Raw genomic sequence first — 22,913 nt, 5'->3', positions numbered from 1 at the left:
TCCGTGCCAACGGATACTTCCCTCTCCCCCAGCCCCTCTCCCGGAGGGAGAGGGGGGCGGTCGTCCTGTTGCCCACACCGGACGGAAACGAAGCAGAGGAGATGAGGCCGCGCAAAGCGCCCCTTCAGGAGGCCGAGTGGAATCCTTGTGGGTGGACCACGCTTCATCGGTCCACCAAGCGAGGTTCGGGCGAGCACCGATGGTGGATGTGAAAAGCGACATCCACCCTACGTACTTGCGATACCCATCAGCTTTGTCCGCATGGGTATCGCTCCGCTCAACCCATCCTACGTCACTAAGGGCAGGGTGCTCTTACACCAGCTCGGCGTGCTTCAGCTCGCTCTTCAGGTAGGCGTAGTAGATCGGCGCCGCCACCAGACCTTGCAGGCCGAACACCGCCTCGAAGGCCAGCATCGCCAGCAGCAGCTCCCAGGCCTTGGCGCTGATCTGCCCACCAACGATACGAGCGTTGAGGAAGTACTCCATCTTGTGGATGGCGATCAGGTAGCCCAGGGCCCCCAGGGCCACCCAGAGGGATACCGAGAACCCGGCGATGAAGATCAGGGTGTTGGACATCAGGTTGCCGATCACCGGCAGCAACCCGAGGATGAAGGTCAGCAGGATCAGCACCTTGGTCAGCGGCAGGTGGATGTCCATCAGCGGCAGCACCACGGCGAGGAAGATCGCCGTCAGGCTGGTGTTGAGCAGGGAGATCTTGATCTGCGCGAAGACGATGTTGCGGAAGGCGGTGACCAGCAGCGCCAGGCGCTCCAGCAGCAGCCGGCTCAGGGGCTTGAGGGTTTCGAAATTGGGAATCGGCTGCAGGGCGATGATGGCGCCGAGGATCATGCCGATCAGCATGGTCACGAAGGTGTGCGCCGCGCCCTTGCCCAGCAGCTGCAGCTGGCCGACGTGGTCGCGCAGCCAGTCCATCAGTTCCCGGCGCAGCTCATCGGCGCTGGCCGGCAGGTAGTTCTCCACCGAGGTGGGCAACTGTGCCCGCGCCTGTTCGGTGATGACGATGAATTTCTCCAGCAACTGGCCGGGGTTGTGGATCTCCTGGCTCACCACGCCGGCGATCCACACGAAGAACAGCGTCAGCAGGCTTACCACCAGCGTCCCCAGCAGGGCCACCGCCAGCCAGCGCGCGCGTCGGCCACCGGGAATCACCGGCTGCAGGCGCGGCGCCAGGGTGATCACCAGTTCGTAGACCAGCAGTCCGGAGAGCAGGGAAGGCAGGAGCCGGAAGGGCAGCACCAGCAGCAGGCCGAAGAGGACGATGGCCCAACTGGCCAGGAGCAATTGACGTTGACTGAAGACTTGCATAGGTCCCTGGTGCGTTCGGAGGCAAAGCAGGGCGGCAGTCTGCCAGTCGGAGGCGCGGTCGCACAATCGGAAGCTGCGCGGGATGCGCGGCCGCGCATCCACGGCGATGGGCGGAGGCCCGGCATGCGGGACCCGGACCGGGGCCCGCGCGGCTGTTACTCGATCGCCTCGTAGGGCAGGCCCACGTAGTTCTCGGCGATGGTCTTGCGGCCGGCTTCGGAGCCGACGTAGTAGTCCAGCTCGGTCTGCTGCATGCGCCGGCCGAAGTCGTCGGTGTTGGGGAAGCGGTGCAGCAGCGAGGTCATCCACCAGGAAAAGCGTTCGGCCTTCCAGATGCGCCGCAGGCAGATGGCGGAGTACTGCTCCAGCAGGTCGGTGCGGCCTTCGCCATAGACCTTCACCAGGATGCGGAACAGGGTGTTCACGTCGCTGGCGGCCAGGTTCAGGCCCTTGGCGCCGGTGGGCGGCACGATGTGGGCGGCGTCGCCCAGCAGGAACAGGCGACCGTACTGCATGGGTTCCACCACGAAGCTGCGCAGCGGCGCGATGCTCTTCTCGATGGAGGGGCCAGTGACCAGCTGCGCGGCGGTCTGTGCCGGCAGGCGGCTCTTGAGCTCTTCCCAGAAGCGCTCGTCGGACCAGTCTTCCACCTTCTCCTCGGACGACACCTGCACGTAGTAACGGGTGCGGGTGGGCGAACGCATGCTGCACAGGGCGAAGCCGCGCTCGTGGTTGGCGTAGATCAGTTCGTCGGCCACCGGCGGGGTATCGGCGAGCACGCCCAGCCAGCCGAAGGGGTAGACCCGCTCGAACTCCTTGAGCACGCCGGCGGGGATGGTCTTGCGCGACACACCGTGGAAACCGTCGCACCCGGCGACATAGTCGCAGTCGATGCGGAAGGTTTCGCCGTTCTGTTCGAAGGTGACGTAGGGCGCAGCGGATTTGAGGTCATGGGGCTGGACGTTGGCGGCGCCGTAGAAGCTGCGGGCGCCGCAGGCCTGGCGGGCTTCCATGAGGTCGCGGGTGACTTCGGTCTGGCCGTAGATCATCACGGTCTTGCCGCCGGTCAGGCCCTTGAGGTCGATGTGTTCGCGGCGGCCGTCGAAGGCCAGTTCGAAGCCGTCGTGCACCAGGCCTTCACGGTCCATGCGCTCGCTGACGCCGGCTTCGCGCAGCAGGTCGACCATGCCCTGTTCCAGCACCCCGGCGCGGATGCGGCCGAGGACGTAGTCCGGGCTCTGGCGTTCGATGACGACGTTATCGATACCGGCCTTGTGCAGCAGCTGGCCGAGCAGAAGGCCGGACGGGCCGGCGCCGATGATGGCGACCTGAGTCTTCATTGTTGTTGTCCTCGTGATGAGTGGCGGTGGCCGGCGCAAGGCAGTCGCGGCTCGCCTGTCGTTGTTAGTGCCTGTATTTTTTGTGGATGGCGATTGGCTTTGAAGGCAATATCCAACGACTTTCATGGACTTTTCATGGATAGATCCTGTCGGAGGTCCCATGTCAAAACCGGCCCATGCTCCGGTTCCGGTGTTCAAGCTCTATGGCGAAACCACGGCCTGGCCGACGCCGGACCTGATCCACTGGGAGTCCATCGAGTCCCGCAGCCGCCTGCACGAGTGGGAGATCAAGCCGCACCAGCACGGCGACCTGGTGCAGCTGCTCTATGTGCGCTCCGGCCGCGCGGAGCTGGAAGTGGAAGGCCTGGTGAACCGCGTCGAGCGGGCATCGTTGCAGGTGGTGCCGGCCCTCTGCGTGCACGGCTTCCGTTTTTCCGATGATGTCGATGGCCACGTGCTGACCCTGGCCCTGCCGTTGGTGGAACAGGTGACGGGGTTGCTGGACAGCCAGGCGCTGCTCGCGCCGGCCTGCTTCGCCGCTGGTGACAGCCAGCCCTACCTGGACACCCTGTTCGAGGCCATCAGCCGCGAGTACGCGCGCCAGGAACCGGGCCGCGAGCTGATGCTGCAATCCCTGATCAGCGTCCTGCTGGTATGGATCGGCCGCCGCGCCCTGGAACGGACCCGTTCGGACACCCAGCAGCAGGACCGTGGCCGCCTGCACCTGCAGGAGTTCACCCGCCTGCTGGAGCAGCATTTCCGCGAGCACCTGCCCATCGAGCACTACGCCCAGCGCCTGGGCATCAGTGCGGCGCACCTCAACGCGCTGTGCCGGCGCCTGGCCGGGCAGTCGGCCTTGCAGATGATCAACCAGCGCCTGCTGCTGGAGGCCAAGCGCTGCCTGGTCTACACGGCGATGACCATCAACCAGGTCTCCGACAGCCTGGGCTTCTCCGAGCCGGCGTACTTCTCGCGCTTCTTCAAACGTGGCACCGGGCAGTCGCCTAAGGCGTTCCGCATCGCCCGCTGAGTTGGGCGCGACGCGGTCCAGTGCAGTCGGGTGGACCTCGCTTCACCGGTCCACCATCGGAGATCCGGCATGGCGTCGCTGGTGGATGGAAGAGCGCCATCCACCCGGAATACGCGTTCTGCACTTTGATGTGGAATCTCCCTCCGATGCAACACCTGGGGATCGGCTGCAGGAGCGAGCTTCGGTTTTGAAATGGAGCTCCGCGGCTATTGGTAGTGCCGGGCGATCAGGTGATCGATGGACAGCCGTCCCGGTCCCTGGCTGACCAGCAGCAGGAGGCAGGCCGCCCAGACGCCATGGGTAGGGTAGGCGTCGGGGTAGACGAAAATCTCGATCACCAGGGTCATGGCCAGCAGGGCCAGGGCGGAGAAGCGGGTCGCCAGGCCGAGCAGAATCAGCAGCGGGAACAGATGCTCGGCGAAGGCCGCGCCGTGGGCCGCCAGTTCCGGCGAGAGCAGGGGCAGCTTGTATTCATCGGTGAACAGCGGAATGGCCGAGGCGGACAGGTGCGGCACGCCCAGCTGGAAGGTGCCGTCCACCAGGTCGATGGCCAGGCCTTCCACCTTGGTCTGCCCGGACTTCCAGAACACCGCGGCGATCGAAAAGCGCGCGACGAAGGCCACCAGGCTGTAGGGAATTCGCTTGCACAGCTCGATGGCCTGGGCCACCAGCTTGGCCGGCAGGTGGCTGTAGTGGATCTGGACGGTGGCATTCATGGCATCTGACTCCCGCTGTGAAGGGTGAATCGGGTGATGGCGCCGCCCGCGAGCAGGCGCGCCAGGGTGGAGGCGAGGTTGAAATCGTTGTCGATGGCCAACGCGGCGCCCACCGCCGACCCGAGTGGGCTGCCGGCGGCCAGGGCCTGGATGAAGGCGCAGTCGCTGGGGCCGATGCGGCTGACTTCCACCTCCAGGCCGTTGCGCAGCACCAGCGCGCATTCGGCCTGGCGGGTGTCGACCTCGGCCAGTTCCAGCAGGCCCTGGTGGGCGGCCCAGAGCGAGGCGATGGCATGGTCGGAGCTCACCACCGCCATTGACGGATGCAGCTGGAAGCACATGCCGGGCAGCAGCTCCGGGTCGGCCAGGGCGGTGGCCAGGCTGGCGCTCTCCAGGGGCGGCAGGTCGGCGGCGTGATAGGCGTGCACCTGGGCCAGCTCCAGCCGCGCCACATCCGCCAGGTAGGGCAGGCTCGCGGCCGCCGGAAAGGCGGCGATGAACTTGGCGAAGCCCTCGCCATAGAAGGCCAGCACCGGCGAGCGTGGTGGCGACGCCTGCAGGAACAGGCGCGCCATGCTGGCGAAGAAGTCCTCGCCCACCAGTTGCCGGACCACCGGGAAGGTCTCGCCGAGGGCGTTGCCCAGCGACGCCAGCACATTGTTGCGGTACACCGCGAAGCGCCGTGCCGGGTCCGAGCCGTTCCAGGCACGCAGGCCGGGCGGGCAGGGCATTTGCGGGTCGAGCAGGGCCTTGGCGAAGGTGGCGTTCATCGTGCCGCCGCCTTGCGCAGCAGCCCTTCGGCGCGCTCGGCCTCGCGCGACAGCACCGCCAGCGGGGGTATCTCGTTGTCCCGTTCGATCAGGGTGGGCACAGGGCCAAGGCGTTGCAGGGTCTCGCGGTAGAGGGTCCAGACCGCGTCATCCACCGCCGAACCGTGATGGTCGATCAGCAGGCGTGCGCCAGCGGCGTCCTGGTCTTCGGCGAAGCCCGCCAGGTGGATTTCGCCCACCGCCTGCAGCGGCAGGGCGTCCAGGTAGGCGCGCAGGTCACGGTTGTGGTTGATGCACGAGAGGTAGGCGTTGCTCAGGTCCAGCAGCAGGCCGCACCCGGTGCGCTTGACCACTTCGCTGATGAACTCGGCCTCCGCCAGGCTGGAGTCGTCGAACTCCAGGTAGGTGGCCGGGTTCTCCAGCAGCATCTGCCGTTGCAGATGGCTCTGTACCTGGTCGATGTGCTGGCAGACCCGCATGAGGTTCGCCTGGTCGTAGGCCAGCGGCAGCAGGTCGTTGAGAAAGACCTCGCCATGGGTGGACCAGGCGAGATGCTCTGAGAAGGACGCCGGCTCGTAGCGCCGAATCAGCGCGGCCAGGCGCTGCAGGTGTGCCTGGTCCAGCGGCTGCTCGGCGCCGATGGACAGGCCGACACCGTGGAGCGAGAGGGGGTAGTCCGCGCGGATCAGCCCCAGGTAGTGGTGGAAGGGGCCGCCCGCCACCATGTAGTTCTCGGCGTGGATCTCGAAGAACCCGAGGTCCGGCCGGCCATCGAGCACGTCCCGGTGGTGCTGGGACTTGAGCCCGATGCCGGCCCGCGCCGGCAGGCGGCCGGCGGGAGCGCGGGGCAGGGTGGAGTGGGTCATGGCCTGTGCGCCTGCCGGTGCCGGTCAGCCCTTCTTCTCTTCCTTGAAGGCCTGCATCTGGCCATGGCCGGTGGGCGAGGTGGGGGAAGCGGTCTTTTCACAGGTGCCGGCCGGGACGTACTTCCAGGAGTTGCCCTGGTAATCCATTTTCGCGGTGCCCGCGCAGGAGGTGCCGGCGCCGGCGGCGCAGTCGTTCTTGCCTTTCATGGCCACGCCGAAACACTTCTCGTTGTCGGCGGCCTGGGCGCCCATGGGGGTCATGGCGAGGCCGATGGCGGTGCTCAGGGCCAGGGCCAGACCGGTTGCGGATACGACACTGGCAGTCGGGGTTTTCATGCTTGTTATCTCCGTTTCTGATGGGTCGAACAGGGCGGGGTGCCCAAGGGCGGCGGGTGATTGCCGCGGCGGTTCTTGCCGCCTTCGAAACAGGAGACTTGGCTGGCGGCGAGCTGTTACACAGGACAAGGAAATATTTTGAAAAGTCTAGCTCCCGGCGTTTCCCGACCCGGTCCAGCGGCGTTTCGTCGCGTCTCTCGCCCTCCTGTCAAGGGCATCCTGGTGGCGTATTGACTCCTGATCCCCGCTCACGAAACTCTGGCGACAGGGGCCAAAAAATAACCATCTGCCAACACCCGGCCTCGCAACCAGCAATCCTGGCAACGATGACAATTGCTTCGGCTAGGGGAGGCAGTCATGTGTCATTCAGTGGAAGTCAGCGGGCTCTACACCGCAGAAGGGATCCGCCAACAGATCAACTATCCCGACGCCGATGCGGCGTTGCCCATCCATGACCCGCAGCGTGGCGTGGTGTGGATTCCATGGGGGCGCCGCAACCAGGAGCACGGCGAGCTGCCGGCCACCGGCTGGCTCGCGGACGACGGTGCCTTGCCCGAGGGCTGGGACCGCTACAGCCCGGCCAGCGTGCTGGCGCGGGTGGCGCGGTTCATGGAGGTCAACCGCGACGGCGAGCCGCGCTGGTTCGATGTGGAAGACGGCAAGTCGCTGCAATGCGTGCTGTTGCGCCATGGCCACGAACAGCGGGTCTACGTGGTGACCACCGAGGCGGCCTGCGAGGAGCATCGCAGCTGGCCGATGACCCGGGGCAACCTGGCCCGGCGCCTGGGGTGAGGTGGGGGCATTCTGTTTTTCTGAAGACTTTCTTCTCGATTATTCGTTTTACGTGAATCGGTCGCTGCCTTAATTTCGCCCCATGACTGATCGCGAGCCCTGACCGGCTCTCACGTACAACGAGGACGCCATGACCCAGCCCGCCGCCATTTCCCGTAACCCCGCCACCGGCGCGGAAATCGCCCGCTATCCCTACCAGGACGCCGCCGCCCTGGAGGCCAGCCTGGCCTCCACCCAGCGTGGCTTCGAGACCTGGAGCCAGTTCAGCGTCGAACAACGCGGCGCCGTGTTGCTGTCCATGGCCAAGGCCCTGCGCGCCAACGCCGAGACCATGGCACGGATGACCACCAATGAAATGGGCATGCCCATCAGCCAGTCCCGTGGCGAGATCGAGAAGTGCGCCAAGCTCTGCGAGTGGTACGCCGAGCACGGCCCGGCCATGGTCGCCGACGAGCCGACCCTGGTGGAAGACGACAAGGCCGTGGTCGCCTACATGCCGCTCGGCCCCGTACTGGCCGTGATGCCCTGGAATTTCCCGGTGTGGCAGGTGATGCGCGGCGCGGTGCCGATCATCTTCGGCGGCAACACCTACGTACTCAAGCACGCCCCCAACGTCATGGGCGGTGCCCACCTGCTGGCCGCCACCTGGGCCGAGGCCGGCCTGCCGGAAGGCGTGTTCGAGGTGATCAACGTGGAGCCGCCGCTGGTTTCCGTGGCCATCGCCGATCCGCGCATCGCCATGGTGGCGGTGACCGGCAGCGTCGGCGCGGGTGCCGCCATTGCCGCCCAGGCCGGTGCGGCGCTGAAGAAGTGCGTGCTGGAGCTGGGTGGTTCCGACCCCTTCATCGTGCTGGCCGACGCCGACCTGGATGCCGCAGTCAAAGCCGCTGTCACCAGCCGCTTCAACAACGCCGGTCAGGTCTGCATCGCGGCCAAGCGCATCATTCTCGAAGCGCCCATCGCCGAGGCCTTCACCGAGCGCTTCGTGGCGGCGGTGCAAGCCCTGAAGATCGGTGATCCGCAGGCCGATTCCACCTTCATCGGCCCCATGGCCCGCTTCGACCTGCGCGACGAGCTGGATGGCCAGGTGCAAGCCACCCTGGCCGAAGGCGCGACCCTGCTGCTGGGCGGCCACAAGCTGGAAGGCGAGGGCAACTTCTACGCCCCCACCGTACTGGCTGACGTGACCCCGGACATGACCGCCTTCCGCAAGGAAATCTTCGGCCCGGTGGCCTCCCTGATCGTCGCCCGTGATGCCGAGCACGCGGTGGAGCTGGCCAACGACAGCGAGTTCGGCCTGGGTGGCGCGCTCTGGACCACCGACGCGGCCAAAGGCCAGAAACTGGCCCGTCGCATCGTCAGCGGCGCGGTGTTCATCAACGGCTTCACCGCCTCCGACCCGCGCGTGCCGATCGGCGGCGTGAAGAAGAGCGGTTACGGCCGTGAGCTGTCGCACTTCGGCCTGCGCGAGTTCCTCAACGTGCAGACCATCTGGCGCGACCGCGGCTGATCGTTCCGACCGCAATGAAGAAGGGGCTGCCAGGTGCAGCCCCTTTGCATTTCAGGACCTGGCACGTGATGGGTTTCGCTTCGCTCTACCCATCCTGCGAGAGTGATGACCAACCGCGACGTAGGATGGGTAGAGCCTGCGAAACCCATCGATCAAAAGCCACGACGGGTCTAGGTAATCTGCTCGAGGATATCCCGCACCCGGTCCAGCGCCGGGTCTATGTCCAGGGTTTCGATGGCGCCGTAGCCGAAGGTCAGGCCATTGCGCGGAGGCGTCTGGTAGGAGAAGTCCGCCAGGGGGTAGAGCCCCACGTCCACCTTGCGCGCCAGGTCCACCAGCAGCGGGATGTCCACCGGCACCCTGGTCTGCACGGCGAGGTGGAAGCCGGCCACCGAGGGCACCACCTCGAACCAGCGCGCCAGGTCGCCGTTGAAGCGCGCCAGCAGGCGTTCGCGGCGGCTGCTGTAGAGCGCGTGGCAACGGCGGATGTGTTTCAGCAGGCAGCCTTCGTCGATGAACTTGGCCAGGGTCCACTGGGGCAGGGTGGCGCAGTGGCAGTCGGTGATCTGCTTGGCGGCGGTGACCGCCGACACCAGTGCCGGCGGCAGGATGCAGTAGCCCAGGCGCAGCTCGGGCTGCAGGGATTTGGAAAAGGTCCCGACATAGACCACCGCACCCTGGCGGTCGAGGCTCTGCAGGGTTTCGCTGGGGCGGCCCTCATAGCGGAATTCGCAGTCGTAGTCGTCCTCGATGATCACCGCGCCGATGCGCAGGGCCTTTTCCAGCAGGGCTTCGCGGCGCGCCTGGCTCATCGGCATGCCGAGGGGAAATTGGTGCGAGGGGGTCACGTAGATCAGCCGCACGTGCTCGGGAATGGCGGCGACGCAGATGCCTTCGGCGTCCACCGGTACGCCGATCACTTCGGCGCCCTGGGCGGCGAAGAGTTGCCGCGCCGGCGGGTAGCCCGGGTCTTCCACGGCAACCGTGCAGCCGGGCTCGATCAGCACCCGGGCGAGCAGGTCCAGGGCCTGCTGGGCGCCATGGCAGACCAGCACATCCAGGGCGCTGCAATGCACCCCGCGGGAAAACGCCACATGCCGGGCGATGGCGTCGCGCAGGGCGGGCAGGCCGGCGGCCTGGCTGTAGAGCCCACGGGATTTCGCCGTCTGCCGCAGGGCGTGCTGGGCGCAGCGGCGCCAGTCGTCCTGGGGGAACTGGCTGCGGGTGGTGGCGCCGCCGATGAAGTCGTAGCGCAACATCGCGTCCATGGGCGGATGGCCCATGGTGGTGGCGAGGTTGCGCCACTTGTCGATGATCGCGGCGCTGGCCAGGGATTCGTGACCTTGCTTGCGCTCCTGGCCGACGGCCTGGGCGTTGACGAAGGTGCCCGAGCCGACCTTGCCGGTGAGCAGGTTGTCGTAGGTCAGCAGGCTGTAGGTGTCGGACACCGTCTTGCGGGAGATGCCCAACTGCTCGGCCAGCAGGCGGCTCGGCGGCAGCCGGGTGCCGGCCTTGAGGCGGCCGGACTCGATGGCTTCGCGCAATTGGCGGTAGAGCTGTCCGGACAGGTCCTTGCTGCCCTGGATGACGATGTGCAGTTCCATGCATGGCTCCAGCGGGAAAGACTAAAAATACTCCAAGTCGCGAACGACTTCCGTGGTCAGGGGCACCTTTGCCCAATGCCATCGCCAAGGCCAAAGAAAAGGGCCGCTGGAGGCGGCCCCTGGTACGGCGGCGAGGGCCTCAGGGCACCATCGCGAAGCCGACGCCGAAGCGGTTCCAGGCGTTGATGGTGGCGATGGCCAGGGTCAGGTTGACGATCTCGGTCTCGCTGAAGTGCTCGCGCAGGGCGTCGAACTGGTGCTGCGGGGCGTGGCTCTCCGGCAGCCGGGTGAGGCTCTCCACCCAGTCCAGGGCGGCGCGCTCGCGTTCGCTGAAGAAGCGGGTCTCCTGCCACACGCTCAAGGTCTGCAGGCGGGCTTCGGTCTCGCCTGCCTTGCGTGCGTCATTGGCGTGCATGTTGACGCAGTAGGCGCAGCCGTTGATCTGCGAGGCGCGCAGGCGGATCAGTTCCAGCAGGGAGGTCTCCAGGCCGGATTTGGCCAGGGCCTGTTCCAGACCGATCATCGCCTTGTAGGCCTCGGGGGCCTGTTTGGCCCATTCGATTCTTGTGCTCATCTGCATTCTCCAAGTGGACCCGCAGGCAGCGGGGGATGGCGCTACGTTAGCCCTTCGCCCGGCGGGGCCGAATAGCCAATTCGGCACAAATCCGGCAGGCCAATGACACGACCCCCGGTCAGGTGAAACGCCCCGGAAAGGTCCCTGTGCTATATCCGGAAGTGAGCAAGGCATGCGCCGACCTTCTGTTGAGCTTCCCTGTCACGCCCGCCCGGCTGTTCGACCCCGTGGCCCGGGCCTTCAACAAAGAGGAAGACCCCATGAGCACCCTGCAATGCGTTCATCGCAACCACACCGTAGTCGCCGACGTTTTCGAGCATCCGGGGATTCCCACGCCCTGGGCGGCCGGCTGTCACATCATTGCGCCCGATGGCCAGACCACCCGCCGCATCGCGCTGCCGGTGCGGTATTCCTTCCTCGCGGAACTGGGCAAGGCCCAGCAGGCCTCCCTCGCCCATGGCAAGTGGCTGGTGGACCAGAGCCTGGACCAGGGACGCGAACTGTTCGAGAAGAGCGCCTGACGGGCTCTGGACGTTGCGCCCCGGACGGGTGGGGCGCAACCCCTGATCAGGCCGCCTCGGCCGGGGGCTGATGCTCGCGGCAGATCAGCTCGATGGCCGGACGGTCCAGGGGCTCCTGGGTCAGCCCGCAGAAGGGCTCGCCGTCCCGTTGCTGGTGGAAGCGGCAGGTCTTGCACAGGCCGAAGCCGGGCACGTCCACCTGCTGCTGCACGGTACGCAACAGGTCGCCCAGCAGCCGCTCCAGTTCCCGCGCATCACCGCCCATGGCCTCGGTCGCGTTCGCCAGGAATTCCGGTGGCGTCACCGCCGCCAGCAGCTCCCGCGCGGCGGGCGTCAGGGCCAGATGCACGCTGCGCTTGTCCCGCTGGTCCTGGCGCTTCTCGATAAGGCCCTTGGCTTCCAGGGCCTTCAGCGATTGCGACACCGTCCCCTTGGTCAGCCCCAGGTACTCGGTCACCGCCAGCGGCGTGTCCGAGTAGTGGTTGCAGCGCGCCAGGTATTGCAGGGCGCTGAGCTGCACCGGCTGCAGGTCGGCCAGCAACGGGTGCTCCCGATGCCAGATGCGCATCAGGCTGGTCAGGCGTTCGAACAGGTCGAAGAGCTGGGTCATGGTTCACCTCCGCCGATAAATAGTATCGAGTAAAAACTATATTGACAAAGGGCTTTGTGCGGGTAACCTGAATAACGTATCGAATCGATACTAAACAATTCAGGAGACCCGAAAATGACCACCGCTCGCTACTACCACGCCGGCTGCCCGGTTTGCGTTTCCGCCGAACAGACCCTGCTGAACCTGCTCGCCCCCGACGTGAAGGTCGAAGTCGTGCACCTGGGCGAAGCCCCTTCCCGCGTCGCCGAGGCCGAAGCCGCCGGTGTGGAGTCGGTACCCGCCCTGGTGGTGGACGGCAATGTCCTGCACATCAACTTCGGCGCCGCCATCGCCGACCTGAAGTGAGGGCCGGGACCATGAAAGCTCCCTTCGTATTCGCCCTCGGCGCCTTGCTCGTCGGCCAGGCCTGGGCCCATGGCCCGGGCGGCATCCACAGTGAGAAGAGCGCGGACGGCAAGGTAGAGGCCGCCTTCGACCTGGTGCATACCCGGGTCTTCAAGGACGGTGACAACCTGGTGTTCGAGCAACTGGTGGACGGCGAGGCCGGTAGCCGGGTGCCCACGGCCAAGGGCAGTTTCGCCGGTGCCGAGGTCTACAGCTATGTCTGGCCCACCAGCCTGGACAGCGGTTCGGTGGGCTTCGAGCAGGGTTCGGGCATCCTCGCCCTGGCGCTGACCTCCCATCCGGATTTCGACGACACCCCGCAGCTGGACGAAAACCGTGACGGCAAGAAGGACAACGACGGTGGCCTCTGGCACTCCCACTGGGTGGTGCTGACCAAGGACGCCAGCTGCGGCCCGTCGGGCCTCAAGGTGCGCGACATCCCCGAGGGCGCCAAGCCGAAACTGCCGGCCACCTGGCCCGGCGCGCCGATCTACATCGATTCCCCCGGTTATGACCTCAGCGTGAAGAAGGATGCCGCGCAGATCCGCGTGCCCCTGTCCGCCGTGGGCTTCCCGGAAAGCTTCAACTACGACGGCGTGACCGCTGCCCTGCAGGTGAACGCCGACCTGCACGACCCGCTGCTGTGCGTCTCCAGCGTGTGGGACGTCGCCTCGGGCGACCTGTCGCTGCCGGCCACCTTCAAGCTCAAGGAGCAATGACCATGCACGTCAAAGTCTTCGATACCCATGTCCGTACCCGCGATGGCCGCTACCTGCACTTCGATGTGCTGACCAACGGCGGCGACCAGGCCCAGGCCAGCCGCTTCGCCGGCGAATGGCTGACCAGCCAGGGCGTGCAAGGCGCCGATATCGCCGCCAGCGAGTGCCTGTTCTGTCACAGCGAGATCGCCAATGCGCAAGTGGAGGCCAACATTGCCCGCCAGGGCTACTCCATCATCCCGCTGCAAGGTTGCTGAGGAGGTCGCCATGTACCAGCCCCTGGATTGCGACCTGCATGACCTGCTGGAAATCGCCTGCATGTACCGCTACCTGCTGCGGGTGGACCTGGTGGACGGTGGCGGCTTCGAAGCCAGGGCGCTGACCACCCACACCAGCGCGGAGAAGGAAGAGTTCTTCGTGCTGGAGGTGGAGGATGGCCCTTGCTCGGTGCGCATGGACCGCCTGCTGGCGATCACCCCGCTGGAACCCGGCGCACGTTTTGGCCGGACGGAGCTGGCGGGAAAGGTCTGTGCGATCTGAGCGGAGCGATTTCCATGCGGACAGGGCTGATGGGTATCGCAAGCTCAGCGGAGCGCCGCCCGACCCATCCTACGACTGGGATCTGACGGCCGACCCGTAGGAGCGAGCTTCCTTGCGATGGCGTTCGCGAGCAGAGCTCGCTCCTACGACCTTCCTTGCGCTAGCCTTTCCGGGCCAGCCGCCATGGGACCCGCCGTTGAACATCGACACCCGCATCAAATTCCGCCACCTGCTGTGTTTCCTCGAGGTGGCCCGCCAGGGCAGCCTGGCCCGTGCCGCAGACCAGTTGGCGGTAAGCCAGCCGGCCATCTCCAAGACCCTCAAGGAGCTGGAGGAGGTACTTGAGGCCAGCCTGTTCGATCGCAGCAAGAGCGGCGTGAGCCTGACCGAGGCCGGGCTGGCCTTCATGCGCTACGCCGGCCCCTGCGTGCAGGCCCTGCGCGACGGGGTGAACAGCCTGCGGGAAGGCGAGTACGCGGCCGGCAGCGTACGGCTCGGCGTGCTGTCCACCGTGGAAGGCCTGCTGGTACCGGAAGTGGTGCAGCGCCTGCACCAGCGCCATCCCTCCCTGGTGGTCAGCGTGCTCACCGGCCCCGGTGCCTTCCTGCTTTCCCAGCTGCGGGTGGGGGAACTGGACCTGGTGGTCGGGCGCATGACCGACAGCCCGGAAATCCACGGCCTGACCTTCGAGCACCTGTACAGCGAATCCATGACCCTGGTGGTGCGCGCCGGCCATCCGTTGCTGGAGGAGGGCGCCGACCGCCGCTCCCTGGACGGCTTCCCGCTGGTGCTGCCGCTGGCCGGCACCACCATCCGCAAGCATGCCGACGGCTTTTTCGTGCAGAGCGGCATCAGCCCACCGCGCCAGCGCCTGGAAACCCTCTCGCTCGCCCTCAGCCGGCGCTACGTGCTGAGCGGCAACGCGGTCTGGATCGCGCCCCTGGACGCCGTACGCCTGGACCTGGGCAAGGGCGAGCTGGTGGAGCTGGACCTCGGTTTCAAGGAACCGGGCGGTTCGGTGGGCATCTGCAGCAATGCGTCCCTGCCGCTGTCCCTGGCGGCGCACTGGGCGGTGGAGACCCTGCGCGAGGCGGCGCTGGACTATCGTGAAGGGCGTCTGACATAACCATTTGGTTATGGATGTCGGGCAGGATTTCAGTTTTCGGCAGGGCGCCAGTGGACGACACTGCGCCTTACGGCCCGCTGCCACCTATCCATGGGTCGCCCGACAACTCCAATAAATGAGGAAACCGTGATGTCCGATGCGGAAAACAGCCGCTTCGTCATTCGTGACAGAAACTGGCACCCGAAAGCCTTCACCCCCGACTACAAGACGTCCGTCGCCCGCTCCCCGCGCCAGGCGCTGGTGAGCATCCCGCAATCGGTTTCCGAAACCAGCGGCCCGGACTTCTCCCACCTGAAGATGGGCCAGCACGACAACGACCTGCTGCTCAACTTCAACAACGGCGGGCTGCCCATCGGCGAGCGCATCATCGTTTCCGGCCGGGTCATGGACCAGTACGGCAAGCCGGTTCCCCACACCCTGGTGGAAATGTGGCAGGCCAACGCCGGCGGCCGCTACCGCCACAAGAACGACCGCTACCTGGCTCCGCTGGACCCGAACTTCGGCGGCGTCGGCCGCGCCCTGACCGACAGCGAAGGCTATTACTACTTCCGCACCGTCAAACCGGGCCCGTATCCCTGGCGCAACGGCCCGAACGACTGGCGTCCGGCGCATATCCATTTCTCGGTCAGCGGGCCGTCCATCTCCACCCGCCTGATCACCCAGCTGTATTTCGAAGGCGACCCGATGATCCCGATGTGCCCCATCGTCAAGAGCATCGCCAACCCCGACGCGATCCAGACCCTGATCGCCCGGCTCGACATGAGCAACGCCATCCCCATGGACAGCCTGGCCTATCGCTTCGACATCGTCCTGCGCGGCCAGCGCAAGACCCACTTCGAGAACCGCTGAGGAGCGACCCGCATGCCTATCGAACTGCTGCCGGAAACCGCCTCGCAGACCGCCGGCCCCTACGTGCACATCGGCCTGGCCCTGGAAGCGGCCGGCAACCCGACCCGCGACCAGGAAATCTGGAACCAGATGGCCAAGCCGGGCGCTCCCGGCGAGCACATCCTGCTCTTCGGCAACGTCTATGACGGCAATGGCCACCTGGTGCGCGACTCCTTCCTGGAGTTCTGGCAGGCCAACCACGAAGGCGTCTACGACAGCGCCTTCGACCTGGAGAAGCCGTTCAACAGTTTCGGCCGTACCGCCACCACCTTCGACGCCGGCGAATGGACCCTCAACACCATCAAGCCGGGCGTGGTGAAGAACGCCGCCGGCGTGCCCATGGCGCCGCACATCAACCTGTCGCTGTTCGCCCGTGGCATCAACATCCACCTGCAGACCCGCCTGTATTTCGATGACGAAGCCGCCGCCAACGCCGTGGACCCGGTGCTCAACCTGATCGAGCAGCCCCAGCGCCGCGAGACCCTGGTGGCGCAGCGTTGCGAAGTGGACGGCAAGCTGGCCTACCGCTTCGACATCCGTATCCAGGGAGAAGGGGAAACGGTGTTCTTTGACTTCTAGGGAACCCGCTCTCGCTGCACCGGCCGAACCCATCGGCCGGCGCATCGAAAGGCACTTCGACGCGCTGCTGGAGGCCCGGGGCTACCGGGCCGACACGGCGCAACGCACAGCCATTGTCCAGCTCGGGCAATGGCTGGAGTCGTTTCTGGGCGGCAAGAGTGGCTGGCTGCGGCGTTTGCCCGCCGGCATCTACCTCTGGGGCGGCGTAGGGCGGGGCAAGAGCTTCGTCATGGACGCCTTCTTCGCCGCCGCACCGGTCGCGGCCAAGCGCCGCGTGCATTTCCACGCCTTCCTGCAGGAACTGCAGGAGCGCATGCGCGAATTCGCCGGCCAACCCGATCCCCTGGCCCTGGCCGCCAAGGCCCTGGCGGGCGAGGCGCGATTGCTCTGCTTCGACGAATTCCATGTGCACGACATCGGCGACGCCGTGCTCCTCGGCCGCCTGCTCAAGGTGCTGGTGGAGGAGGGCGTGGGCCTGGTCTGCACCTCCAACTACGACCCCGACGGCCTTTGCCCGAACCCGCTGTACCGCGAGCGCTTCAAGCCGGCCATCGCGCTGATCGAGAAGCGCTTCCTGGTGCTGCAGCTGGACGCTGGCGAGGACTACCGCCTGCGCCGTGGCGACCAGGAAACCTGGGGCCGCTACTGCTGGCCGCAGTCGGGTTTCGCCGAGGGCTGGATCGAGGCTCGCCTGGGCCTCGGCGCCGCCGCCGAGCGTGACGCGGTGGTGTCGGTCAACCACCATCCCCTGCGCCTGCTCGCCATGGGCGGCGAGAGCGCCTGGCTGGATTTCGACGAGCTCTGCCGGCGTCCCCACTCCAGCGCCGACTTCCTCTGGCTCTGCCGGCGCTTCCGCCAACTGGCCATCAGCAATGTGCCGTGCCTGGGGGAAGAGGCCATCGACGTGCAGCAGCGCATGGTCAACCTGATCGACATCGCCTACGACGCCGGCACCGAGCTGCTGCTTGCCAGCCAAGCCAGCCTCGACGACCTGTGCCGGGGCAAACCCCACATGGACTTCTCCCGTACCCGCAGTCGCCTGCAGCAGCTCAGGCCGGTGCGGCCGGGCGAGCCAACGGATTGCTGAAGAGCCTCCAATGCTTGAAATACTCGGTATCACCGCGCCCATCTTCATCCTGATCGGCATTGGCTACCTGTCGGCCCGTGGCCGATTGGTGAGCCCCGAACAGGTGCTGGGGATGGGCAAGTTCGTCATCACCTTCGCGCTGCCGGCGCTGGTCATTCGCGCCTTGCTGGAAAAGCCCCTGGCCGAGGTGTTCGACGCCACCTACCTGTTGGCCTATGGCATCGGCTCCCAGCTGGTGTTCTGGGCCGGCTTCCTGTTTTCCCGCTTCGTGCGCAAGGACAGCCTCAGCGGCAGCGCCCTCGCCGGCATGGGCATGTCGGTGTCCAACAGCGGCTTCATCGGCTACCCCATAGTCGCCATGGTGCTGGGCTCGCCGGCGGCGGTGGCCCTGGCGCTCGGCATGCTGGTGGAGAACCTGCTGATGATCCCCCTGGCCCTGGCCATCGCCGAACTGGGGCGGCAGAACGGCGGCGGTGCGCGCGCGGCCCTGCTGGATACCTTCAAGCGCCTGTTGCGCAACCCGATCATCATCTCCATCAGCATCGGCCTTGCGCTGGCCCTGCTCGGGGTTCGCCTGCCGAGCGTGCCGGCCAAGGTGGTGGACATGCTGGCCAGCGCCTCGGCGCCGGTGGCGCTGTTCGTCATCGGCGCCAGCCTGGCCGGGCTGCGCGCCGGTGGCCTGGTCAAGGATGTGGCCCAGCTCAGCATCGGCAAGCTGCTGCTGCACCCCCTGGCGGTGATGCTCTGCTTCGCGCTGCTGCCGCCGGTGGACCCGGTACTGCGGGTGGCCGGCGTGCTCTTCGCCTGCTCGCCGATGATGAGCATCTACCCCATCCTCGGCCAGCGCTTCGGCCTGGAAGGCCGCTGCGCCGCGGCCCTGGTGGTGTGCACCGTGCTGGCCTTCGTCAGCATCAGCGGCTTCATCGGGCTGCTGACCTGACCGCTGTCTATCCTCATGGGGTCATGCGCACGACCGTGCGCGCCAACCCGGGAGGAGGCAGCGATGAGCAAACGACTGAGCGAGGAGGGCATGGACCTGCTGTTCCGCGAGGCACGCACCTACAGTGCCTGGCAGGAGAAGCCCGTGAGCGACTACACCCTGCGCGGGCTCTACGACCTGATGAAGTGGGGCCCCACCAGCGCCAACTGCTGTCCGGCGCGCATCCTCTTCCTGCGTACGCCCGAGGCCAAGCGTCGCCTGCTGCCGGCCCTGGCGCCGGGCAACGTGGACAAGACCATGGCGGCGCCGGTCACCGCGATCATCGCCTACGACCTGAAGTTCTACGAGCAATTGCCCAAGCTCTTCCCCCACACCGATGCCCGTGCCTGGTTCGCCGACACCCCGGAGCTGGCCGGCCTCACGGCGCGGCGCAACAGCTCGCTGCAGGGTGCCTACTTCATGCTGGCGGCAAGGGCCATGGGGCTGGACTGCGGGCCGATGTCAGGCTTCGACAACGCCATGGTGGACCATGAATTCTTCCCCGCCGACGGCAGCGCCACGGCCTTCCAGCTGGAGCACTTCGCGGACAGCCAGGTGAAATCCAGCTTCCTCTGCAACCTGGGCTACGGCGATGCCTCGAAACTGCACCCGCGTGCGCCGCGCCTGGAGTTCGACGAGGCGTGCAAGCTGCTCTAGAGGGGAAAGCCAGCCCCGAACGCGCGGGTAGCGCGCCGGGGTGATGGCGTCTGCGTGGGGGAGTGCGGCCGCGCCTCTTGAGCGAGGCCGTTGCCGGGCGCCGAGGTACCTGATCAAACCGGGGCGCCGGTTGGCGGGGCGCAAAGTAAGATCGGAAGCCCTCAGGGTCAATTGCGATTATCGAACTTTGGTTCGATAATCGGCCGAACTTGCCGTGACCGCGATCCCCCAAGGACAACAAGAATGACCGAAGAACTGCGTGTTCCCCTGCAGCCCCTGGCGCCGCCGATCATCGCTTCGCCGGCCAAACGCATCGAAGCCTTCACCGGCGATCCGAACTTCATGACCTCCCTGGCCCGTGGCCTGGCGGTGATCCATGCGTTCCAGGAGCGCAAGCGCCACCTGACCATCGCCCAGATCAGCCACCGCACGGAGATTCCCCGCGCCGCCGTGCGCCGCTGCCTGCACACCCTGATGAAGCTCGGTTACGTGACCACCGACGGGCGCACCTATTCGCTGCTGCCCAAGGTACTGACCCTGGGGCATGCCTACCTGTCCTCGACGCCGCTGGCGGTCACCGCCCAGCCGATCCTCGACCGCTTGAGCGACCAGCTCCACGAGGCCTGCTCCATGGCCACCCTGGAAGGCGACGAGATCCTCTACCTCGCCCGTTCGGCCACGCCCAACCGCCTGATCTCGGTGGACCTCAGCGTCGGCAGCCGCTTGCCGGCCTACTGCACCTCCATGGGCCGCATCCTCCTGGCGGCGCTGGATGACGCGGCGCTTGACGACTACCTCGAACACGCCGACCTGCAGATCAAGACCAGCCGCACGGTGCACACGGTGGATGGCCTGCGCGCCAGCATCGCGGAAATCCGTCGCCAGGGCTGGGTGATCATCGACCAGGAACTGGAAATGGGCCTGCGCTCGGTGGCCGTGCCGGTGCGCGATTCTGCCGGCCAGGTACTGGCCGCGCTGAACGTGGGCACCCACGTCGGCCGGGTCAGCCGCCAGGAACTGGAAACCCGCTTCCTGCCGGCGCTGCTGGAAGCGAGCAAGGAACTGAGCACGCGGTTGTTCCACTGATTCCCGGTTCCTTGTCGGCGGTGTTCGCGAACGTGTTCGGTATCCGAACGCTTTGCCGATTATCGAATTGATTGGCCCTCGGACTCTTCGTAAGGTCTGCACAGCCGCGCTACCAGCCAGCGCGGCCAATAAAAACAATGAGAGTCAGCACCGGCCTCAGCCTGTCAGGCCGGGCAAGCTCTCATTCCTGTCCAGCCCGAGTTCTCCCCGCAAGAGGCCGCATAGAACGGCCCACAATCGGAGGAGGGCCAATCGCAGGAATAACTTTGCATGACCAGCCCAGCCCATCTGCCCGCCACGGGCAGCCTCGATGTTCAATCCTTCATCAACAAGCAACCGCTTTCGACCTACCAGTGGCGCATCGTGCTGCTGTGCTTCCTCATCGTCTTCCTCGACGGCCTGGATACCGCGGCCATGGGCTTCATCGCCCCGGCGCTGACCCAGGACTGGGGTATCGATCGCGCCAGCCTCGGCCCGGTGATGAGCGCCGCGCTGATCGGCATGGTGTTCGGCGCCCTCGGCTCCGGCCCGCTGGCCGACCGTTTCGGGCGCAAGATCGTGCTGGTGACGGCGGTGTTCCTGTTCGGCTTGTTCAGCCTGCTGTCGGCCTTCAGCAGCAACATCGACCAGCTGCTCGCCCTGCGCCTGCTCACCGGCCTTGGCCTGGGCGCCGCGATGCCCAACGCCACCACGCTGCTGTCCGAATACACCCCGGAGCGCCTCAAGTCGCTGCTGGTCACCAGCATGTTCTGCGGCTTCAACCTGGGCATGGCCTCCGGTGGCTTCGTCTCCGCGAAGATGATCCCCGCCTATGGCTGGCACAGCCTGCTGCTGCTCGGCGGCATCCTGCCCCTGGTGCTGGCCGTGGTGCTGCTGGTGTGGCTGCCGGAGTCGGCACGCTTCCTGGTTGTGCGCGGCAAGGGAGACGACAAGGTACGCAAGACCCTGGCGCCCATCGCCCCCGGCGAAGTCGCGGCGGCCAGCGGCTTCAGCGTGCCGGAACAGAAGACCGTGCAGAGCCGAAACGTGTTCAAGGTGATCTTCTCCGGCACCTACAGCGCCGGCACCTTGTTGCTTTGGCTGACCTATTTCATGGGCCTGGTGATCGTCTACCTGCTCACCAGCTGGCTGCCCACCCTGATGCGCGACAGCGGCGCCAGCATGGAGCAGGCCGCCTTCATCGGCGCGTTGTTCCAGTTCGGCGGGGTGCTCAGCGCCGTGGGCGCGGGCTGGGCCATGGACCGCTTCAACCCGCACAAGGTGATCGGCATCTTCTACCTGATGGCTGGCGTCTTCGCCTATTGCGTGGGCCAGAGCCTGGGCGAGGTGACCCTGCTGGCGACCCTGGTGCTGCTGGCCGGCATGTGCGTCAACGGCGCGCAATCGGCCATGCCGTCCCTGGCGGCGCGCTTCTACCCGACCCAGGGCCGCGCCACCGGCGTGTCCTGGATGCTCGGCATCGGCCGCTTCGGGGCTATCCTGGGTGCCTGGATCGGCGCGACCCTGCTGGGTCTTGGCTGGAATTTCGAGCAAGTGCTGACGGCGCTGGTGGTGCCTGCCGCCATCGCCACCACGGCGGTGATTATCAAGGGGCTGGTCAGCCACGCTGACGCCACCTGAGGCGGTCATTCATTCGTAACCGTTTATCTCCGCCCAAGGCACGGGAGAAAAGGCTCACATAGAATCGCGGTAATACAGATCGCGGGCGCTTGCCTACAGGCAAGACGTCCGCGACTTACAACAACTAGAGAGTGCCTGAGCCATGGATAGTCGCCTGCTGAGTGAACGCAGTAGGGTGTTCGAGCGTGCGGACCCCTATGCCGTGTCCGGATATGTGAACCAGCATGTGGGTTCGCATTGCATCCGACTGCCCGCGGCCGGCCATCCGGAAGCCAGCCTCAACCATCGCAAGTTCGCCAACCTCGACCTCTGCCGCATCAGCTACGGCGGTGCCGTGCGCGTCACCTCGCCGGCCCTCGAAACCATCTACCACCTGCAGATTCTTATCAGCGGCCATTGCCTCTGGCGCGGCCACAAGCAGGAACACTACCTGGCGCCGGGCGAGCTGCTGCTGATCAACCCCGACGACCCGGTGGACCTGACCTACTCGGATGACTGCGAGAAGTTCATCCTGAAGATGCCCACCACCCTGATGGAATCCATCTGCGACGAACAGCGCTGGCAGCGCCCCAGCCCCGGCGTGCGCTTCGTGCAGAACAACTACCGGCTCGACGAGCTGGAAGGCTTCGTCAACCTGCTGGCCATGGTCTGCCAGGAGGCCGAGGCGACCGATGCGCTGCCACGGGTGCAGGAGCACTACGCGCAGATAGTCGCGAGCAAGATGCTCAGCCTGATGAAGACCAACGTCAGCCGCGAGAGCCTGGGCTGCCAGGAAGCCTCCTTCGAGCGGATCCTGGCCTACATCGAGCACAACCTGAAGCAGGATATCAGCGGTGAGTTCCTCGCCCGCCAGGCCAGTATGAGCCTGCGTTCCCTCTATGGGCTGTTCGAGCGTCACCTGGGCACCACGCCGAAGCACTACATCCGCCAGAAGAAGCTGGAGCGCATCCGCGCGGCCCTGGCCGACCCCAGCTGCAATGTCCGCAGCGTCACCGAGCTGGCCCTGGACTACGGCTTCCTCCACCTGGGCCGCTTCTCCGAGAGCTACAAGAGCCTGTTCGGCGAACTGCCGTCCGATACGCTGAAGCGTCGCAGCCTGTAACGCGTCCACCGAGCTTCCTGTAGGGGCGAATTCATTCGCCAAGGGCGGCAACGCCGCCCCCTGTGATTCCCTGGGGCAGAGCTGCGCTCTGCTTGGCGAATGAATTCGCCCCCACCAGGCAGCCCCCTGTAACACCTCCTCGCTACAACCA

The 22,913-nt window shown here is 66.3% G+C and carries 26 protein-coding genes; 17 read left to right on the top strand and 9 right to left on the bottom strand.

Annotation, left to right across the window (positions count from 1 at the left end):
- Nucleotides 1–312 precede the first annotated feature (312 nt).
- Nucleotides 313–1,326: an AI-2E family transporter gene (locus PCA10_RS15445; protein ID WP_016492998.1), complete on the bottom strand. Its 1,014-nt coding sequence runs from the start codon at nucleotides 1,324–1,326 to the stop codon at nucleotides 313–315.
- Nucleotides 1,327–1,481: 155 nt separating this feature from the next.
- Nucleotides 1,482–2,666: a 4-hydroxybenzoate 3-monooxygenase gene (gene pobA / locus PCA10_RS15440; RefSeq protein ID WP_016492997.1), complete on the bottom strand. Its 1,185-nt coding sequence runs from the start codon at nucleotides 2,664–2,666 to the stop codon at nucleotides 1,482–1,484.
- A 160-nt stretch (nucleotides 2,667–2,826) separates the two neighbouring features.
- Between pobA and PCA10_RS15435 the strand changes: the two genes are divergently transcribed.
- Nucleotides 2,827–3,696 (top strand): helix-turn-helix domain-containing protein, encoded by an 870-nt coding sequence (locus tag PCA10_RS15435; RefSeq protein ID WP_016492996.1) that lies wholly within the window; start codon nucleotides 2,827–2,829, stop codon nucleotides 3,694–3,696.
- Between the two features lie 206 nt (nucleotides 3,697–3,902).
- Here the strand turns inward: PCA10_RS15435 and PCA10_RS15430 are convergent, their stop codons facing one another.
- The 4 genes from PCA10_RS15430 to PCA10_RS15415 are packed head-to-tail and all read right to left on the bottom strand — an operon-like array spanning nucleotide 3,903 to nucleotide 6,384.
- Nucleotides 3,903–4,412 (bottom strand): DoxX family protein, encoded by a 510-nt coding sequence (locus tag PCA10_RS15430; protein ID WP_051148040.1) that lies wholly within the window; start codon nucleotides 4,410–4,412, stop codon nucleotides 3,903–3,905.
- Nucleotides 4,409–5,182, bottom strand: a complete 774-nt coding sequence (locus PCA10_RS15425; protein WP_016492994.1) for an HvfC/BufC N-terminal domain-containing protein — start codon at nucleotides 5,180–5,182, stop codon at nucleotides 4,409–4,411. Before PCA10_RS15425 ends, PCA10_RS15430 begins: the two co-directional genes overlap by 4 nt.
- Complete coding sequence (bufB, locus tag PCA10_RS15420; RefSeq protein ID WP_016492993.1) at nucleotides 5,179–6,048, bottom strand: MNIO family bufferin maturase; 870 nt, start codon at nucleotides 6,046–6,048, stop codon at nucleotides 5,179–5,181. Before bufB ends, PCA10_RS15425 begins: the two co-directional genes overlap by 4 nt.
- A gap of 24 nt (nucleotides 6,049–6,072) precedes the next feature.
- Nucleotides 6,073–6,384: a BufA1 family periplasmic bufferin-type metallophore gene (locus PCA10_RS15415; protein ID WP_016492992.1), complete on the bottom strand. Its 312-nt coding sequence runs from the start codon at nucleotides 6,382–6,384 to the stop codon at nucleotides 6,073–6,075.
- Between the two features lie 357 nt (nucleotides 6,385–6,741).
- On the opposite strand from PCA10_RS15415, the gene PCA10_RS15410 reads away from it, so the two are divergent.
- Nucleotides 6,742–7,176 (top strand): hypothetical protein, encoded by a 435-nt coding sequence (locus PCA10_RS15410; protein ID WP_016492991.1) that lies wholly within the window; start codon nucleotides 6,742–6,744, stop codon nucleotides 7,174–7,176.
- Nucleotides 7,177–7,306: 130 nt separating this feature from the next.
- Nucleotides 7,307–8,686, top strand: coding sequence for an aldehyde dehydrogenase family protein (locus PCA10_RS15405; RefSeq protein WP_016492990.1), 1,380 nt, complete (start codon nucleotides 7,307–7,309; stop codon nucleotides 8,684–8,686).
- Between the two features lie 170 nt (nucleotides 8,687–8,856).
- On the opposite strand, the gene pdxR is transcribed toward PCA10_RS15405, so the two are convergent.
- Nucleotides 8,857–10,290, bottom strand: coding sequence for a MocR-like pyridoxine biosynthesis transcription factor PdxR (gene pdxR, locus PCA10_RS15400; RefSeq protein WP_016492989.1), 1,434 nt, complete (start codon nucleotides 10,288–10,290; stop codon nucleotides 8,857–8,859).
- A 139-nt stretch (nucleotides 10,291–10,429) separates the two neighbouring features.
- Complete coding sequence (locus tag PCA10_RS15395; protein ID WP_016492988.1) at nucleotides 10,430–10,864, bottom strand: carboxymuconolactone decarboxylase family protein; 435 nt, start codon at nucleotides 10,862–10,864, stop codon at nucleotides 10,430–10,432.
- Between the two features lie 260 nt (nucleotides 10,865–11,124).
- Here PCA10_RS15395 and PCA10_RS15390 point away from each other — a divergent pair, with 260 nt between their 5' ends.
- Nucleotides 11,125–11,385, top strand: coding sequence for a hypothetical protein (locus PCA10_RS15390; protein ID WP_041770779.1), 261 nt, complete (start codon nucleotides 11,125–11,127; stop codon nucleotides 11,383–11,385).
- A gap of 46 nt (nucleotides 11,386–11,431) precedes the next feature.
- Here PCA10_RS15390 and PCA10_RS15385 read toward each other — a convergent pair whose 3' ends face one another.
- On the bottom strand, nucleotides 11,432–11,995 hold the full coding sequence (locus tag PCA10_RS15385) for a MarR family winged helix-turn-helix transcriptional regulator (RefSeq protein WP_016492986.1): 564 nt from the start codon (nucleotides 11,993–11,995) through the stop codon (nucleotides 11,432–11,434).
- Nucleotides 11,996–12,109: 114 nt separating this feature from the next.
- Here PCA10_RS15385 and PCA10_RS15380 point away from each other — a divergent pair, with 114 nt between their 5' ends.
- The 13 genes from PCA10_RS15380 (at nucleotide 12,110) to PCA10_RS15320 (ending at nucleotide 22,762) form a co-directional block, all read left to right on the top strand.
- On the top strand, nucleotides 12,110–12,340 hold the full coding sequence (locus PCA10_RS15380; protein ID WP_016492985.1) for a glutaredoxin domain-containing protein: 231 nt from the start codon (nucleotides 12,110–12,112) through the stop codon (nucleotides 12,338–12,340).
- An 11-nt stretch (nucleotides 12,341–12,351) separates the two neighbouring features.
- Nucleotides 12,352–13,098 carry a hypothetical protein gene (locus PCA10_RS15375; RefSeq protein WP_016492984.1) on the top strand — a complete coding sequence of 249 codons (747 nt, stop codon included), beginning with the start codon at nucleotides 12,352–12,354 and terminating at the stop codon, nucleotides 13,096–13,098.
- A gap of 2 nt (nucleotides 13,099–13,100) precedes the next feature.
- Nucleotides 13,101–13,355: a DUF2024 family protein gene (locus PCA10_RS15370; protein WP_016492983.1), complete on the top strand. Its 255-nt coding sequence runs from the start codon at nucleotides 13,101–13,103 to the stop codon at nucleotides 13,353–13,355.
- Between the two features lie 10 nt (nucleotides 13,356–13,365).
- Nucleotides 13,366–13,638 carry a Rho-binding antiterminator gene (locus tag PCA10_RS15365; RefSeq protein ID WP_016492982.1) on the top strand — a complete coding sequence of 91 codons (273 nt, stop codon included), beginning with the start codon at nucleotides 13,366–13,368 and terminating at the stop codon, nucleotides 13,636–13,638.
- Between the two features lie 196 nt (nucleotides 13,639–13,834).
- The gene (gene pcaQ, locus PCA10_RS15360) at nucleotides 13,835–14,764 is read left to right on the top strand and encodes a pca operon transcription factor PcaQ (RefSeq protein ID WP_016492981.1); all 930 of its coding nucleotides are present in this window, start codon (nucleotides 13,835–13,837) and stop codon (nucleotides 14,762–14,764) included.
- Nucleotides 14,765–14,893: 129 nt separating this feature from the next.
- Entirely contained in the window at nucleotides 14,894–15,613 is a 720-nt protein-coding gene (pcaH, locus tag PCA10_RS15355) for a protocatechuate 3,4-dioxygenase subunit beta (protein WP_016492980.1), read from the top strand.
- A 12-nt stretch (nucleotides 15,614–15,625) separates the two neighbouring features.
- Nucleotides 15,626–16,231, top strand: coding sequence for a protocatechuate 3,4-dioxygenase subunit alpha (pcaG, locus tag PCA10_RS15350; protein ID WP_016492979.1), 606 nt, complete (start codon nucleotides 15,626–15,628; stop codon nucleotides 16,229–16,231).
- Nucleotides 16,221–17,318, top strand: coding sequence for a cell division protein ZapE (gene zapE / locus PCA10_RS15345; RefSeq protein WP_016492978.1), 1,098 nt, complete (start codon nucleotides 16,221–16,223; stop codon nucleotides 17,316–17,318). Before pcaG ends, zapE begins: the two co-directional genes overlap by 11 nt.
- Nucleotides 17,319–17,328: 10 nt before the next feature.
- Entirely contained in the window at nucleotides 17,329–18,258 is a 930-nt protein-coding gene (locus PCA10_RS15340; RefSeq protein WP_016492977.1) for an AEC family transporter, read from the top strand.
- Between the two features lie 63 nt (nucleotides 18,259–18,321).
- Nucleotides 18,322–18,954 (top strand): malonic semialdehyde reductase, encoded by a 633-nt coding sequence (locus PCA10_RS15335; protein ID WP_016492976.1) that lies wholly within the window; start codon nucleotides 18,322–18,324, stop codon nucleotides 18,952–18,954.
- A gap of 243 nt (nucleotides 18,955–19,197) precedes the next feature.
- Nucleotides 19,198–20,040, top strand: a complete 843-nt coding sequence (locus tag PCA10_RS15330) for an IclR family transcriptional regulator domain-containing protein (RefSeq protein WP_016492975.1) — start codon at nucleotides 19,198–19,200, stop codon at nucleotides 20,038–20,040.
- Between the two features lie 270 nt (nucleotides 20,041–20,310).
- Nucleotides 20,311–21,660, top strand: a complete 1,350-nt coding sequence (pcaK, locus tag PCA10_RS15325; RefSeq protein ID WP_016492974.1) for a 4-hydroxybenzoate transporter PcaK — start codon at nucleotides 20,311–20,313, stop codon at nucleotides 21,658–21,660.
- 142 nt (nucleotides 21,661–21,802) lie between these two features.
- Complete coding sequence (locus PCA10_RS15320) at nucleotides 21,803–22,762, top strand: AraC family transcriptional regulator (RefSeq protein ID WP_016492973.1); 960 nt, start codon at nucleotides 21,803–21,805, stop codon at nucleotides 22,760–22,762.
- The last annotated feature ends 151 nt before the right edge of the window (nucleotides 22,763–22,913 follow it).

Origin of the sequence: Pseudomonas resinovorans NBRC 106553, from assembly GCF_000412695.1 — a bacterium.
In the GTDB taxonomy this organism is placed as follows: Bacteria; Pseudomonadota; Gammaproteobacteria; order Pseudomonadales; family Pseudomonadaceae; genus Metapseudomonas; species Metapseudomonas resinovorans_A.
Note: the sequence above shows the minus strand (reverse complement) of the source record. Positions and strands in the feature narration are given on the sequence as shown.